This window comes from Ruminococcus sp. CAG:57, from assembly GCF_000435935.1.
Taxonomy (GTDB): Bacteria; Bacillota; Clostridia; order Oscillospirales; family Ruminococcaceae; genus Hominimerdicola; species Hominimerdicola aceti.
Genome location: NZ_FR890716.1, coordinates 105755 through 121663, shown reverse-complemented (window position 1 = coordinate 121663; position 15909 = coordinate 105755). Strand labels below are relative to the sequence as shown.

Sequence of the window (15909 nt, the reverse complement as noted above, 5' to 3'; positions counted from 1 at the left end):
ATGTTTTTCACTATTTTCCACTTTGCAAACAAAAAGGGCTGGAACCCTGCTGACAGTGCATATTGGCAGGCAAAGGGCTGGACGGAAAATAAAAGGCCGTGGAAAAAGTAAATTTTATATAAGGATAAAAAATATGAGAATTGCAGAAAACTGGAAAGACTATAAGATAATAGATACTTCAAGCGGAGATAAGCTTGAAAGCTGGGGCGGCAAGGTGCTTGTAAGACCTGACCCTCAGATAATCTGGAAGTCACCGAAGCGTTCTGACCTTTGGACAAAGGCAGACGGCATTTATCACCGTTCCTCAAAGGGCGGCGGCGAATGGGAATACAGAAAGCGCCTGCCTGAAAGCTGGAACATAGGCTATAAGAATTTGAAGTTTATAATCAGACCAACGGGCTTCAAGCACACAGGTCTTTTCCCTGAACAGGCTGTGAACTGGGACTTCATGGCTGATAAAATAAGAAACGCAGACAGAGAGATAAAGGTGTTAAACCTCTTTGCATACACAGGCGGAGCTACCCTTGCCTGTGCTGAAGCAGGTGCAAGCGTTTCACACGTTGACGCATCAAAGGGCATGGTGCAGTGGGCAAGAGAGAACGCCACTGTGTCAGGGCTTTCCGATAAGCCTATTCGCTGGCTTGTAGACGATTGTGAAAAGTTCGTTCAGCGTGAGATACGCCGTGGCAAGACCTATGACGCTATCGTTATGGATCCTCCGTCCTACGGCAGAGGACCTGGCGGAGAGATATGGAAGCTTGAAGATTGTATCTATGACCTTGTAAAGACCTGCTCAGGCGTTTTGAGCGACGAGCCGCTTTTCTTCCTGCTCAACAGCTATACCACAGGACTTTCACCCTCAGTTATGGCATATATCCTGAGAGATGTCCTCGGAACGAGGTTTGGCGGAAACGTTACGGCTGATGAGATAGGATTGCCTGTGGAGGCAACAGGCGGTGTGCTTCCATGCGGTTCAACGGCGATTTGGCAGAAATAGCTTTGCTATAGTAAGGAATGGTGTTCGCATGAAATATACTGAGAATTATGTTTATATGTACGGTCAAATGATCTCCACCTGTTCGTTTCTTCTTGACGGTGATTTTCCAAAGGCAGACGGAACGGCAGAGATAAAGGAAAAATATCACCTTGTCGGTGGTGAGACCGGAACAGCGGCGGCTGTTCTTTGCAGTCTGAATGTGCCTGTAAAGCTTGGGGGTACTCACCTTGGAAGCGGCAATGAAAAGCTTATAAAGGATTATTTTGCAGACAAGACTGCTGACCTTTCGGAACTTGTAACAGAGGGTTTCGAGGGCGTGACCGACTATGTTATCATAGATAAAAATACACGCACCTGTTTTGGCGAGTGGGATAAGCTTTATTCACGTCCGGAGCCTTTTTATGAACAGCCTTCGGAGGAGTCAGTGAAAAATTCAGCCTGCGTTGCGGCTGACCCTTATTTTGGTGATAAGATAGCCGAGTGTTGCGTAAAATATGGCAAGAAATACGTCACCATAGATTGTGCCTATGACAGCTATATACATAAGCATTGTGCAGTAAATTGCATATCTCATCAGCACCTTGATGAATATTATCCGGATAAAAGCTATGACGAGCTTTTCAGGCTTTATACAGATAATACAGACGGACTTGTGATATTTACCCTTGGTGAAAAGGGTGCGATGTATGGCAGGAAGGGTGCTGTGCCAAAGATGTGCCCTGCATTTAAAGTAGACGTAGTGTCAACACTTGGCGCAGGGGACAGCTTTAAGGCAGGCGCTGTATATGGGCTTTATAAAGGTCTTGATGACGATACATTGGTGAAAACAGCCTGTGCTGTGGCAGGTGCGGCGGTGGAAAAGTTCCCTATCGCACTTTATCCGCCAACAGTAAAAGATATTGAAAAGCTTATGGGCAATATGTAGGGGCGAACAGCGTTTGCATACCCATATATTATAATAAGGTATAAACCAAAATTTCAGACAGGAGGAAAGGTTATGTCTTTTGATTTTGATGAACTTAAACACAAGGCAGGAAATATGCTTGAAAAGGGCAAAGAAAAAGCTCACGAGGCTGCTGAAAGTGAAAATGGGCAGAAGATAAAGAGCAAAGCAGAAGAGCTGTTTGAAAAGGGAAAGGAAAAAGCCCACGAGTTCGCCGAGAGCGAAACGGGCAAAAAGGTAAAGAACAAGGCTGAAAAGCTCCTTGACAAAGGAATAGACAAAGCCGAGAATGTTTACGAAAAGCATAAGGAAAGAAAGGCTGAACAGAAAGAACAGCCTGAAGATAAGGAATAAACTAAATTTGGTAAGGAAAGTGAAATGAGCAGTTTTATTGAAATAAAGGATCTGCACTTTTCCTATGTGAACGACCTTGAAGAGCCACCTGTTAAAACGGAGGTGCTTAAAGGCATAAATCTGAACATAGAAAAAGGCGAGTTTGTGGCAGTGCTTGGTCATAACGGCTCAGGCAAATCTACACTTGCAAAGTGCATAAACGCTATAAATCTTCCTGAGTCGGGGGCTGTCTATGTGAACGGCATGGACACTTTGGACGAAAATAACCTCTTGCCTATAAGAGAAAAGGTGGGCATGGTATTCCAAAACCCTGATAACCAGATAGTTGCAACTATCGTGGAGGAGGACGTGGCTTTCGCCCTTGAAAATATGGGCGTCGAGCCGAATGAGATACGCAGACGTGTTGACGAGGCTCTTAAAACCGTCGGTATGTATGAATACAGACTTCATGCACCCCATAAGCTTTCAGGCGGACAAAAACAGCGTGTTGCTATCGCAGGCATAATCGCAATGAAGCCTGATTGTATACTTCTTGACGAGCCTACCGCCATGCTCGATCCTCACGGCAGGGACGAGGTAATGAAAACTGTCAAAATGCTCAACGAGCAGGGCGTTACTATCGTGCTTATCACCCATTATATGGAGGAAGCCGCACAGGCACAGCGTGTGGTGGTCATTGACGGTGGCGAGGTCATAATGGATAACGTTCCGAAGAAGATATTCTCAAATGTGGAAACTATGAAAAATCTGGGACTTGACGTGCCGCAGGTGACAGAGCTTTGCTGGGAACTTAAAAAGGCAGGCTATGACATCTCCACCGAGATAATCCACGAGGACGAGTGCGTTCAGAAGCTTTATGAAATGCTTAAGTGATAGGGAGTAACAATGGCAGTAATTAAAACGGAAAACTTGACTTATGTTTACGGCGAGGGCACACCATTTCGCAAAACAGCCGTAGACAATGTTAATATAGAGATAAATGACGGCGAAATGGTGGGTATAATAGGACATACAGGCTCAGGCAAATCTACCCTTATCCAGCATTTCAACGGTCTTTTGAAACCCACGAGCGGAAGCGTCTATATAGACGGAGAAAGGCTGTGGGACGATAAATCAAGGCTTCGCCCTATAAGATTTAAGGTGGGTCTTGTGTTTCAGTATCCTGAGTATCAGCTCTTTGAGGAGACCTGTTATAAGGATATCGCATTCGGACCTAAGAATATGGGTATCAAGGAAGATCAGATAGACAAGTATGTCAAAGAAGCCGCAAGAATGGTAGGGCTAAGCCCTGAGATACTTGACAAATCGCCTTTCGAGCTTTCAGGCGGACAGAAAAGGCGTGTGGCTATAGCAGGCGTTATGGCAATGAACCCAAAGGTGCTTATCCTTGATGAACCTGCTTCGGGTCTTGACCCTAAGGGCAGAGAGCAGATACTTGGTCTTATAAGAGAGTATCATGAGCAGATGAAAAACACTGTTTTGCTGGTATCCCATTCTATGGAGGATATCGCAAAGAACGTTTCAAAGATACTCGTCATGAACGAATCGAAGCTTTTTTGCTATGACGATACAGTAAAGGTGTTCCACCGCTCTGAGGAGCTTGTGTCAATGGGACTTGCAGTGCCGCAGATAACAAGAGTTATAAACAGGCTCAAAGCCATGGGCATTGATATTAAGGACGATGTGTATACAGTTGGCTATGCGAAAAAGGTCATCCTTGAAATGCTGGAGCAGAAAAAGAATAAGTAAGCAGCGGACTGCCTTTGACCCATATGAGCAGAGAGCAGGACTGTGTAAGTTGAGATAGAAAATTGGAGGAATATACCTTGATAAAGGATATTACTATAGGACAGTATTTTCCCGGAAATTCTGTCATTCACCGAATGGACGCACGAATAAAGATAATAATGACGGCGGTTTTCATAGTAATGCTTTTCGCCGCAAACAGCGTGTGGGGACTTCTTGTGGGCATAGCTTTTACTATTCTCACTTTTATCATATCAAAAATACCCGGCAAACTCATGCTAAAAAGCCTGAAGCCTATAGTGCCGATAATAATATTTACGGCGATACTAAATCTGCTTTTTATCAGAACGGGCAAAGCCTATTTTGAGTGGAAATTTCTCAAGATAACCGATGAAGGCGTTGACACGGCAGTGTTCATGATGATAAGGATAATCTGCCTTATTGTCGGCACTTCGCTTCTTACCTACACCACCTCGCCTATCGACCTGACAGACGCTATCGAAAGATTGCTTTCACCGCTGAAAAAGATAAAAGTGCCTGTCCATGAGCTTGCAATGATGATGACTATTGCCCTGAGATTTATCCCTACCCTTATCGAGGAAACAGACAAGATAATGTCGGCACAGAAAGCAAGAGGAGCGGATATGGAAACAGGCTCGCTCATTCAGAAAGCCAAAGCCCTTATCCCAGTGCTGATACCGCTTTTTGTGGCATCGTTCAGACACGCCGAGGAGCTTGCCCTTGCTATGGAGTGCCGTTGTTATCACGGCGGAGAGGGCAGAACAAGAATGAAACAGCTCCATATGAGCATAGTCGATCTCTACGGCTCGATATTCTGCGTGCTGTTCCTTGCAGGCGTTATCGTCATAAATGTAGTCGTTTAGGAGGGGTATTATGAGCAGTGTTTTTAAAGATATGGACCAGGACGACAGACTTGATGCTTTGGAAAGAAAAGTCAAGAAACTTGAGAGAAATGTAAATGGGGGAAGTAAAATGTCAGGCATTATAAAAGAACTTATCGGCAGAGAATGTACCATTGACGGCGACGGGATTTATGGTCATAGCTGTACTATTCTTGACGCAGACGACGAGTGGGTAAAGCTTATCGTTCATGAAAAGAAAAGCGACAGCACCATGATAGTAAGACTTGACAATATAGATTCCATAACACTCGACTAAAGAAACGGGATATGCTCATGACAAATTTCAGGATAATACTTGCCTATAACGGCACAGCATATCATGGGTGGCAAAGGCAGAACAACGCCCTTGCCGTTCAGCAGGTGCTTGAAGAAGCTATCCTCTCGCTGACGGGACAGACAGTCACAGTGAACGGCTGTTCACGAACAGATGCAGGGGTGCATGCAAGGCGGTTTTGTACAAGCTTTCTTATAGAGTCCACAATAACCTGCCGTGGCATAGTTTTTGGACTTAATTCAAAGCTTCCAGACGATATCTCCGTGCTGGAGTGCGAAAAAGTCCCCCTTGATTTTCACGCAAGATATATGTGCAGCGGCAAGGAGTATGAGTATATTATACATAACAGCGAGATAAAAAATCCCTTTTATAAAGATACAGCCTACCGCAGTTGGTTTCCAATAGACGAGAAAAAGCTTGATAAAGCGGCACAGGATTTTGTGGGAACGCACGATTTCAAAGCCATGTGTTCCACCGATTGCACAAAGGAGAATACAGTTAGGACTATATTCTCTTTCCATGTAAGACGTGAGGGCGAGCTTGTGATATTCACAGTTTCGGGAGACGGCTTTCTGTACAATATGGTAAGGATAATGGTAGGCACGCTTATTTTTATAAACGAGGGCAAGATAGGAGAAACTCAAATACCCGATATACTTGCGTCAAAGGACAGAACAAGAGGCGGAAAGACCGTTCCGCCGCAGGGATTGTATCTTAACGAAGTGTATTATGATAAAGATAAAGGATCTGAACAAGGTGAATGATAAAAGATCAAAGAGCAGGCGGAGAAAGAAAAATCCGCCTACCAAAGAAGAAAAAACAATAAGAATAACCAAGCAGACGGATTTTGTTCAGCGTGACGAGTTTCACGGTGCAGAAGAGCCTATGCCGAACGTTACTTTCAGAGAGATAAAGCGCCAGAAAAAGGCGGCTCAGAAAGCGGCGGAACGTGAGCAGGAAGAACAGCTCCGAAAAGAAGCGGAAGAAGCCGAGGAGTCACGAAGCAGAATAGAGCTGACGAACACCGAGGATAAAGCCGAGGTGGAAAAGCCTGAAAAAGCTGATGAAAGCAAGATAACAGTATCAGGCGGTGAAAATAAAGAGCAGGTTTCAGAAAGCAAAGAGGAAAAATCCGAGCATAAAAGCAGAAAAGAGAAAAAAGCCGAGAAAGCAGAGAGGTCTGACGAGGAGATATCCAACGTCACCGATATAAGAGCGGCAAGAAAGAAAGAGAAAAACAAAAAGCTCTATAAAAAGATAGCCGCCATAGCAGTGGTGGTCGCTTTCGGAGTTGGCGTTTACGCTTCAAGAGGAGTGTGGGTGCCGAAGCTTGAGGGCATTTTGGACAGACCTCATGCCACTATAGTAAACGACGGCAAAAAGCAAAGTGGAAATTTCCCGCTGACCTTTGATGAAAGCTCCGTTAACGTTATAAAACAGCTTTCCGACGGTATAGTGAGAGTTGACGACAGGAACATTGCTTTTTATGACGAGTCTGGCAATAAGATATCGGATAATTCTCACAACTTTGCAAACCCTGTTGTAAGAACATCTGGCAAGCGTGTGCTTGTTTATGATAACGGTGGAAATTCTTTCAGAGTGCTGAATAAAAAGGGCGAGCTGCTCTCAAAGGATATAGACCAGTCTATACTTTTGGCGGAGATAGCCCCTGACAGCACAGTTGCAGTGGTCACCCAGACTGAGAAATATGCCGCAGTGCTGACAGTTTATGACTCCTCGGGAGCAGAGATATATCAGTGGTCAAGCTCACGAAGAATACTTGATATAAGCTTTGATAAGGACGGAAGCGGCTGTTGTATCTCAACATTTTCCAGCAGTGGTGGAGCGTTACGCTCGGTCGTCTATTATGTGACCTTTGACAGCACAAAGGAGAAGATGAAGAGCGAACAGCTTGAAACTCTCGCAGTTGCCGTTCAGCGAAACGATAACGGCGATTATTGGGTAGTGGGCGATACCTGCTTCTACAAGCTTGACAGCAATGGTAAAATACTTATGCAGTATGAATATCCTGAGGAGCTTTCAGACTATGCCCTGACAGACACCACTGCCGCAGTAGCATTCGATGGCATACAGCGTAAAACAGGAACTCTTGCGGTGTTCCGTTCGGACTCTGACGGAGATAAGCCTGATAGCGTTGTTTATACTCAAAGCGGCAAGCCTAAGAAAATGACCGCAGAGAACAAGAAGGTGATCCTTCTCGGCGAGGATAATATAGAAGCCTATGACAGTGCAGGAAATCTACTTGCAACAGCGGCAGTGTCCTCTGAGTATCTCGACTTTGTTTACCTCAACGACAGCGTTTATTTCCTGGGTCTGCATGAGATAAACAAAATAGCTTTCGAGACCTGACGAAAGGCAGGAAAATATGGCATATTTTTTTGACGGAGCAGTTATAATGATCCTTATCGTGACCGCTCTGACAGGATACTGTAAGGGCTTTGTGAGATATGTCATCACAATGCTCGGAACAGTGGCAGCCGTTCTTGTGGCTTTTCTTATAGCCAATATGTCGGCTGAAAATGTATATAACAAATATTTCAAAACACAGCTTATAACGAGCCTTGAAAACGCTGCTGAACAGACGGATCTTTCAAAGCTTGTGAGCAATGAACTGAAAAACGAGGGCGTTGATATCGACCTTTCAGATGAGGAGATAAAAAACGTCCTGTCAGGGGCAGGCACTCTTGCGGAGAATACCGAAAAGCTGCTTGTTTCAAAGGGAACAGACCTTGATACTGCTCAGCAAAAGGGCGAGGAGCTTTCAGAGTATATCCACAGCGTTATGCCCCAAAAGCTCAGCGAAAAGCTGGAGGGCAATAAGCTTGGAAAAAGTCTGTCTAAGGCGGTGAAGTTCACTGCCGAGCAGATAGACGAAGCCGTCAAGGCTCTCTCTGAGGGTGGCAGAACTGGTGCTGAGTATCTGGAAAAGAACATTTTCCGACCGATCGCCCTGACTTTTATAAGGCTTTGCGTGTTCATGACGGTTTATGTGCTTATGGAGATAGTCATAAGGCTTATCCTGCGTCTGTCGGGAGTTTTTACCCGAATGGCAGGTCTGACAGCGGCAAACCGTTTCGCAGGCATGGTGCTTGGTCTTTGCAAAGGTGGTCTGTATCTGGTGTTGATAGCCTTTATGGTCTGCACTGTGATAAATGCTACCGAGAACAAGCTTCCCAAGTTCAACAGCGCTGTTTTTGAAAATACCTATCTGTTCAGTTACTTCTTTGATATTCTGTATAAATGATTACCGTAAGGTGTATCAGTAAGGAAAGGAGCAAATAAAAATGTTAATGTGTTCAAGATGTAAAAAGCGTCCTGCTGTGGTGTTCATCTCACAGATGAACGCCAAGGACCCTCAGCACAAGAAGAACGAGGGACTTTGCCTTGTTTGTGCCAAGGAGCTTGGCATTTCGCAGGTGGACGATTATATGAAGGCAATGGGCATCTCAGACGATGACCTTGAAGCAATGTCAAATCAGCTTATGGAGGCTTCCGACGGGGACGATTTTGAGCCGGGCGGAACGAACTTCCTGAGCAATCTTTTCGGCGGTGATGCAGCCAATCTTTTCAGCAACCTCGCAGGAGGTATGCCTAAAGCCACCGATGAGGGCGGAGAGAACAAGCCAAAGGATAAAAAGAAAAAGCTTAAATTTCTCAACAACTATTGCACAAATCTTACTCAGAAAGCAAGAGAGGGCAAGCTTGATAACGTTGTGGGCAGAGATAAGGAGATATCAAGAGTTATCCATATCCTGTCAAGACGTCAGAAGAACAACCCATGCCTTATAGGCGAACCTGGCGTTGGTAAAACAGCCATTGCCGAGGGTATCGCACAGAGGATAGTTGGCGGAGATGTGCCGTTCCATATCAAGGATAAGGAGCTTTACCTCCTCGACCTTACCGCACTTGTTGCAGGCACTCAGTTCAGAGGACAGTTCGAGAGCCGTTGTAAAGGACTTGTAGAGGAAGTAAAAGAGCAGGGCAATGTTATCCTCTTTATAGACGAGGTGCATACCCTTGTTGGCACAGGCGATAATGAGGGAACGATGAACGCAGCTAATATCCTGAAACCGTCCCTTTCAAGAGGCGAGATACAGGTCATCGGCGCAACGACTTTCAAGGAGTACAGAAAGTATATCGAAAAGGACTCTGCACTTGAAAGACGTTTCCAGCCTGTAACAGTTTCCGAGCCGACAGTTGAGGACACTATCACAGTCCTCAAAGGCATAAAGCAGTATTACGAAAATTTCCATAGAGTAAAGATATCAGACGATATGCTCAGAGAGTGTGCAGTGCTTTCTGAAAGATATATCAACGACAGATTTCTCCCTGACAAGGCGATAGATCTTCTTGACGAAGCCTGCGCCTGCACAAGTATAAGAACACCTGAAATAGAGGAGTTCAACGCACTTAACGAGGAGCTTAAAAAGCATGAAAAGCTCGTTGAGGATTACGAGCAGAAGTCAGACCCTGACTATGAGATAATCGCAAAGGAAAAGGGCGAGATACTCAGGATACAGAACAGACTCAAAGAGGTGGAAGAAACTCTTAAAAACGTTCAGGTCACAGAGGAAGATATCTCAAAGGTAATAGAGCTTTGGACAGGTATCCCTGCCAATAAAATAGCTCAGACCGAGTATGACAAGATAAAGCATCTGAAAGAAGCCCTTTCAAAGCGTGTTATCGGCCAGGACGAAGCCGTTGATAAGGTCGCAAAGGCAATAAAGCGTACAAGGGTTCAGCTTTCAAAACGTCGCAGACCGGCTTCATTTATTTTCGTCGGCCCAACAGGCGTTGGAAAAACAGAGCTTGTGAAAGTCCTTGGAGAAGAGCTTTTTGACGCCACCGAGCCGCTTATCAGAGTTGACATGACCGAGTATATGGAGAAGCACTCAGTATCAAAGCTTATCGGCTCACCTCCGGGATATGTAGGCTTTGATGAAGCAGGTCAGCTTACCGAAAAGGTGCGCCGCAGACCATATTCAGTGGTACTTTTTGACGAGATAGAAAAGGCTCACCCTGACGTTATGAACATACTTCTCCAGATACTTGACGAGGGACGTATCAACGATTCACAGGGCAGAAGCGTTTCATTTGAAAATACAGTTATCGTCATGACATCAAATGCAGGTTCGACTGATAGAGATACAGGTGTGGGCTTCAATAAGACCGACAGTGATATCGCCAAGGATAAAGCAATGAAAGCACTGAGAGATTTCCTGAGACCTGAGTTTCTTGGAAGAATAGACGAGATAGTTGTGTTCAATCCGCTCACAGAGGAGAATTACGCAGGCATAGCAGGTCTTATGCTGGACGAGATGAAGTCGCCGCTGGAGGAGAAACATATCAGCCTGAGATATACAGATGAAGCTCTGAAAACTATCGCACATAAGGCATACGGTCAGAAGCTTGGTGCAAGAGATATCCGCCGTGTCATAAGAAACGAGGTTGAGGATAAGATAGCCGAACTGCTTATAGACAAGGGCGAGGGAGCGGTGTCCGCCGTGGCAATATCCGCTGACAACGGAGAGATAAAGGTGGACGCTCTTTAAAAGCCTAAAGTTATAAAATCAGGGTAAAAATTATAAAAAAATACTTGATTTTTATGACGGTATGTTATATAATAAAGGTAAGGTTGTTAGTTTTTTAACAACGTGAATTAAAAAATTAAATTGAGAGGTGTCTTTAAAATGGCAGGTTTAAACAAAGTTACTGTTGATGACATTAATGTAAAGGGCAAAAAGGTACTCGTAAGAGTTGACTTTAACGTTCCTCTTAAGGACGGCGTTATTACAAACGATAACAGAATAACAGCTGCTCTCCCAACTATCAAGAAGCTGGTAGCTGACGGCGGCAAGGTAGTTCTGTGTTCACATCTTGGCAAGCCAAAGAACGGCCCAGAGGCTAAGTTCTCACTTGCTCCTGCTGCTGCAAGACTTGCAGAGCTTCTTCCTGAAACAAAGGTAACATTCGCTGCTGACGATACAGTAGTTGGTGACAACGCTAAGAAGGCAGTTGCTGAAATGGCTGACGGTGATATCGTTGTTCTTGAGAACACAAGATTCAGAGGCGCAGAGGAAACAAAGAACGGCGAAGCTTTCGCTAAGGAACTTGCTGACCTCGTTGACGACGAAGTATTCGTAATGGACGCTTTCGGTTCAGCTCACAGAGCTCATGCTTCTACAGCAGGCGTTACAAAGTTCGTTAAGGAAACAGCAGTTGGTTACCTCATGCAGAAAGAAATCAACTATCTCGGAAATGCAGTTGAAACACCTGTTAGACCATTCGTTGCTATCCTCGGCGGCGCAAAGGTAGCAGATAAGCTCAACGTTATCTCAAACCTCCTCGAGAAGTGCGATACACTTATCATCGGCGGCGGTATGGCATATACATTCCTCAAGGCACAGGGCAAGGAAGTTGGTCTTTCCCTCGTTGACGATACAAAGATCGACTACTGCAAGGAAATGATGGCAAAGGCTGAAAAGCTCGGCAAGAAGCTTCTTCTCCCTATCGACACAACAGTTGCAGCAGGTTTCCCTGATCCAATCGACGCTCCTATCGACGTAGAAGTTGTTGATTCTGACAAGATCCCAGCTGACAAGGAAGGCCTCGATATCGGCACAAAGACACAGGCTCTCTTCGGCGAGGCTGTTAAGTCTGCAAAGACAGTTGTTTGGAACGGTCCTATGGGCGTGTTCGAGAACCCAACACTTGCAAAGGGTACTATTGCAGTTGCAAAGGCACTTGCTGAAACAGACGCTACAACTATCATCGGCGGCGGCGACTCAGCAGCAGCAGTTATCCAGCTTGGCTTTGCTGATAAGATGTCACACATCTCAACAGGCGGCGGAGCTTCACTTGAATACCTCGAGGGCAAGGTTCTCCCAGGTATCGACGTAATTGCTGACAAGTAATATATCTTACTAGGCTATAAGCTAGGGGCAGGCAGGTTTTGCCTGTCCCTTTTTTATGCAGAAATCGAGGTAGTAAAAATGAATGAAATAACACTACTTGCAAAAAGCGGATTAGGCTGGCAGGGCATAGGCGGAATAATTCTTCTGCTCACAGGCATTGGACTTATCTATTTCGGTATCAAAGCTTTGCAGGGCTATCGCTTTTTTCCAGAGCAGGAACATAATATCCCCGAGGAGGATCACTACGAACCAACTCAGGCAAAGGCCTTGCAGAAAGTCAAGACCACAATGCCTGATTTCAACGGCGGCGAGGACAGAGTTTTTACCGAGTGGAAAATCGGCTATACCATTGACGGCGAGAAATATACCCAGATAGTCACAGACAACGGCTATGAAAAAGGCGATATCATAGACATAAAGTATAACCCCGCAAACCCACAGGAATTTTACCTTGACGATGAAAAATCAAAGGTAGAAGTCACTGAGGAGGAAAAGGAAGCCGAGGAAAAAGAGGAGAAAACGCCTTTCGGCTATGCGGCTATCGCTATCGGTGTCCTGCTTGGCATTTTCGGTGTCGTTATGCTTATAGATAAGCTGTAAAAAACAGATAAAATAAGTCCAAGCCTTTGTTAATTAGTTGACAAATACGAGTGAATGTTGTATAATAGACTTGGAAAACTAGCAGGAGCAGTTTTTCTGTTCCCTATAAAAAATAAAGGAGTTTTTTATCATGAAAAAAGCTGTAAGAAAAGCAATTATTGCAGGAAACTGGAAAATGAACAAGACAAGACCTGAGGCTAAGGAGCTTCTCGAAGCTATCAAGCCACTTGTTGCAAACGCTGAGGGCAAGGTAGAAGTTATCGCTTGCGTACCTTTCACAAACCTTGAAACTGCTATCAACGCAACAGCAGGCTCAAACGTAAAGATCGGCGCAGAGAACGTTCACTTTGAGAAGAGCGGCGCTTTCACAGGCGAGATCTCAGCAGATATGCTCGTTGAGCTTGGCGTTGAGTACGTTGTTATCGGTCACTCAGAGAGAAGACAGTATTTCGGTGAAACAGACGAAACAGTAAACAAGAGAACAAAGGCAGCTCTTGCAGCTGGTCTTAAGCCTATCGTTTGCGTTGGCGAGCTTCTCTGGGAGCGTGAGTGCAACATCACAGAGGAAGTTATCGCAAGACAGGTAAAGCTTGATTTCTTCGGCGTATCAGCAGAGGACGTTAAGAAGTCCGTTATCGCTTACGAGCCAGTATGGGCTATCGGTACAGGCAAGACAGCTACAGCAGATCAGGCTGAGGAAGTTTGTGCATTCATCAGAGCAACACTTGCTAAGATCTATGACGAAGCTACAGCAGAGGCAGTTACAATTCAGTACGGCGGCTCAATGAACGCTAAGAACTGCGCAGAGCTTCTTTCTAAGGAGAACGTAGACGGCGGTCTTATCGGCGGCGCTTCACTGAAGGCTGCTGACTTCAACACTATCGTTCAGGCTGCTGTTGAGGGCTAATTAACAGACGGATATCTAGGGGTAAAATATCATTCGTCACAAGAACAAACAAATAAAAAGTTCCGCAGGGGACGGCTGCGGCTGTCCTCTGCTTTTTTTGAACAGGGGGGACGCAACTATGAAAAAATTAATATTTGCAGCATTAGTATTATCAATGTGTATGTCATTTGCAGCTTGCGGAAGTGTTGACGAAAGCAGCGCACCAGCGGCAGAAAGCTCTCAGACAACATCTGAGGCTCAGCTTGAAAATGTAACTATCAAAATGGACTCTAGTAAGCTCCTTAGCGGCGTTGAGTTCACAGACAGCGAGTTGCTCGACAAGATAACAGAGTTCCGCACGAAAGTCATGGAAAACGCAGAAGAAAAAGAGCCGGATTCAAAGGAGTACGTTGTTGGCGGCGATTGGCTGGATATAAAATGTTCAGAAGGTCCAGCTATCTACTATGAAGCAGGAGAGAGTAACTATGTCCGTATCGGCGCAAAGACCTATTACACAAGCGACGATACTGCCAAGGAATTTAAGGAATATGTCCTGAGCTTCCTTGAAAATGGCGGTTATTGGGGATAATACGAATATAAATGATGTTGAAAGGACTAAGAAATATGTCAAAGAAACCCATAGCACTTATCATTATGGACGGCTTCGGCTATAATCACAAGGATTACGGCAACGCTATCAGAGCTGCCAAAACACCTAATATCGACAGACTTCTTGCCAACTATCCGCACACTCTTATCGGTGCAAGCGGCATGGACGTTGGACTTCCTGAGGGACAAATGGGTAACTCAGAGGTAGGCCATACAAATATCGGTGCAGGAAGAATAGTTTATCAGGAGCTTACAAGAATAACAAAGTCTATCAAGGACGGCGAATTCTTCTCAAACGAAGCTTTTACAGCAGCCGTTGAGAACTGCAAGAAGAATGACAGCGCACTCCACCTGTTCGGACTTCTTTCAAACGGCGGCGTTCACTCACATAATTCACACCTCTATGGTCTTTTGGAGCTTGCTAAGAAAGCTGGTCTTACAAAGGTATACGTTCATTGCTTCATGGACGGCAGAGATGTTCCTCCTACAAGCGGTGTTGACTTCGTAGCTGAGCTTGAAGAAAAGCTCAAGGAAATTGGTGTCGGCAAGATAGCAACAGTAATGGGACGTTACTATGCAATGGACAGAGATAACCGTTGGGAGCGTGTAGGCAAGGCTTATGACGCAATGGTATACGGCGAGGGCAATAAGGCTGATAACGCAGTTGATGCTATCAAGGCTTCCTATGCCGCTGACGTTACAGACGAGTTCGTTGTTCCTACAGTTATCGATGAAAACGGCAAGATATCCGCAAACGACAGCGTTATCTTCTTCAACTTCCGTCCTGACAGAGCAAGAGAGATAACAAGAACTCTCGTTGACGACGACTTCACAGGCTTTGAGAGAAGAAATGGCAGATTCCCACTTTACTATGTATGCATGACACAGTATGACGCAACAATGCCAAACGTTGACGTTGCATTCAAACCAGCAAGCCTTGAAAATACTTTCGGCGAGTATATCGCAAAGAAGGGCCTTTCACAGCTTAGAATCGCTGAAACAGAGAAGTATGCACACGTTACATTCTTCTTCAACGGCGGCGTAGAAGCTCCTTTTGAGAACGAGGACAGAGCCCTCATCAATTCACCAAAGGTAGCAACTTATGACCTCCAGCCTGAAATGAGCGCATATCTTGTTTGCGACGAAGTTCTCAAGAGAATAGAGTCTGACAAGTATGACGCAATTATCCTCAACTATGCAAACTGCGATATGGTAGGTCACACAGGCGTGTTCGACGCAGCCGTAGCAGCAGTAGAAGCAGTTGACGAGTGCGTAGGCAAAACGGTTGACGCAGTTCTTGCAAAGGGCGGTATAGCACTTATCACAGCAGACCACGGCAACGCAGATAAGATGATGGAAGAGGACGGCTCTCCATTCACAGCCCACACAACCAACCTTGTACCTCTTATTATCGCAGGCGCAGGCAATGTTCTTATCAGAGAGGGCGGCGTGCTTGCTGACCTTTCACCAACAATGCTCAAACTCATGGGTCTTGAGCAGCCAAAGGAAATGACAGGTAAGTCTATCATCAAGGACTAATTTCCATAAAATAATCAAGGCAGTACCGAGAAAATCGGCACTGCCTCTTTATCTATGTACGTTGTAGGGGAGCGACGCAATTTCCGCTTTGCAGAAATACGAC

16 protein-coding genes are annotated in these 15909 nt (G+C 45.2%); all 16 read left to right on the top strand.

All coding sequences use genetic code 11. The annotated features are described in order from the left end of the window. Positions 1-133 precede the first annotated feature (133 nt). The 16 genes from QVO88_RS05145 (at position 134) to gpmI (ending at position 15806) form a co-directional block, all read left to right on the top strand. Positions 134-997: a class I SAM-dependent methyltransferase gene (locus QVO88_RS05145; RefSeq protein ID WP_022287455.1), complete on the top strand. Its 864-nt coding sequence runs from the start codon at positions 134-136 to the stop codon at positions 995-997. A 28-nt stretch (positions 998-1025) separates the two neighbouring features. Next, complete coding sequence (locus tag QVO88_RS05140; protein WP_022287454.1) at positions 1026-1922, top strand: carbohydrate kinase family protein; 897 nt, start codon at positions 1026-1028, stop codon at positions 1920-1922. Between the two features lie 72 nt (positions 1923-1994). Then, the gene (locus QVO88_RS05135) at positions 1995-2294 is read left to right on the top strand and encodes a hypothetical protein (protein WP_022287453.1); all 300 of its coding nucleotides are present in this window, start codon (positions 1995-1997) and stop codon (positions 2292-2294) included. Positions 2295-2318: 24 nt separating this feature from the next. Beyond that, positions 2319-3167: an energy-coupling factor transporter ATPase gene (locus QVO88_RS05130; RefSeq protein WP_022287452.1), complete on the top strand. Its 849-nt coding sequence runs from the start codon at positions 2319-2321 to the stop codon at positions 3165-3167. Positions 3168-3179: 12 nt separating this feature from the next. Then, on the top strand, positions 3180-4043 hold the full coding sequence (locus QVO88_RS05125; protein WP_022287451.1) for an energy-coupling factor transporter ATPase: 864 nt from the start codon (positions 3180-3182) through the stop codon (positions 4041-4043). Between the two features lie 77 nt (positions 4044-4120). Then, entirely contained in the window at positions 4121-4924 is an 804-nt protein-coding gene (locus tag QVO88_RS05120; protein ID WP_022287450.1) for an energy-coupling factor transporter transmembrane protein EcfT, read from the top strand. A gap of 10 nt (positions 4925-4934) precedes the next feature. Continuing rightward, positions 4935-5219 (top strand): hypothetical protein, encoded by a 285-nt coding sequence (locus tag QVO88_RS05115; RefSeq protein WP_022287449.1) that lies wholly within the window; start codon positions 4935-4937, stop codon positions 5217-5219. Between the two features lie 17 nt (positions 5220-5236). Continuing rightward, the gene (truA, locus tag QVO88_RS05110) at positions 5237-6001 is read left to right on the top strand and encodes a tRNA pseudouridine(38-40) synthase TruA (RefSeq protein WP_022287448.1); all 765 of its coding nucleotides are present in this window, start codon (positions 5237-5239) and stop codon (positions 5999-6001) included. Then, positions 5967-7607 carry a DUF5711 family protein gene (locus QVO88_RS05105; RefSeq protein WP_278634656.1) on the top strand — a complete coding sequence of 547 codons (1641 nt, stop codon included), beginning with the start codon at positions 5967-5969 and terminating at the stop codon, positions 7605-7607. Before truA ends, QVO88_RS05105 begins: the two co-directional genes overlap by 35 nt. A 16-nt stretch (positions 7608-7623) precedes the next feature. Beyond that, on the top strand, positions 7624-8502 hold the full coding sequence (locus tag QVO88_RS05100) for a CvpA family protein (protein WP_278642555.1): 879 nt from the start codon (positions 7624-7626) through the stop codon (positions 8500-8502). 40 nt (positions 8503-8542) lie between these two features. Beyond that, positions 8543-10810, top strand: coding sequence for an ATP-dependent Clp protease ATP-binding subunit (locus tag QVO88_RS05095; protein ID WP_022287445.1), 2268 nt, complete (start codon positions 8543-8545; stop codon positions 10808-10810). Positions 10811-10948: 138 nt separating this feature from the next. Continuing rightward, positions 10949-12172, top strand: a complete 1224-nt coding sequence (gene pgk, locus QVO88_RS05090; RefSeq protein ID WP_022287444.1) for a phosphoglycerate kinase — start codon at positions 10949-10951, stop codon at positions 12170-12172. A gap of 78 nt (positions 12173-12250) precedes the next feature. After that, on the top strand, positions 12251-12772 hold the full coding sequence (locus QVO88_RS05085) for a DUF3592 domain-containing protein (RefSeq protein WP_022287443.1): 522 nt from the start codon (positions 12251-12253) through the stop codon (positions 12770-12772). Between the two features lie 130 nt (positions 12773-12902). After that, positions 12903-13679: a triose-phosphate isomerase gene (tpiA, locus tag QVO88_RS05080; RefSeq protein WP_022287442.1), complete on the top strand. Its 777-nt coding sequence runs from the start codon at positions 12903-12905 to the stop codon at positions 13677-13679. Positions 13680-13797: 118 nt separating this feature from the next. Then, positions 13798-14247, top strand: a complete 450-nt coding sequence (locus QVO88_RS05075; RefSeq protein ID WP_022287441.1) for a hypothetical protein — start codon at positions 13798-13800, stop codon at positions 14245-14247. A 35-nt stretch (positions 14248-14282) separates the two neighbouring features. Then, the gene (gpmI, locus tag QVO88_RS05070; protein ID WP_022287440.1) at positions 14283-15806 is read left to right on the top strand and encodes a 2,3-bisphosphoglycerate-independent phosphoglycerate mutase; all 1524 of its coding nucleotides are present in this window, start codon (positions 14283-14285) and stop codon (positions 15804-15806) included. Positions 15807-15909: the final 103 nt, after the last annotated feature.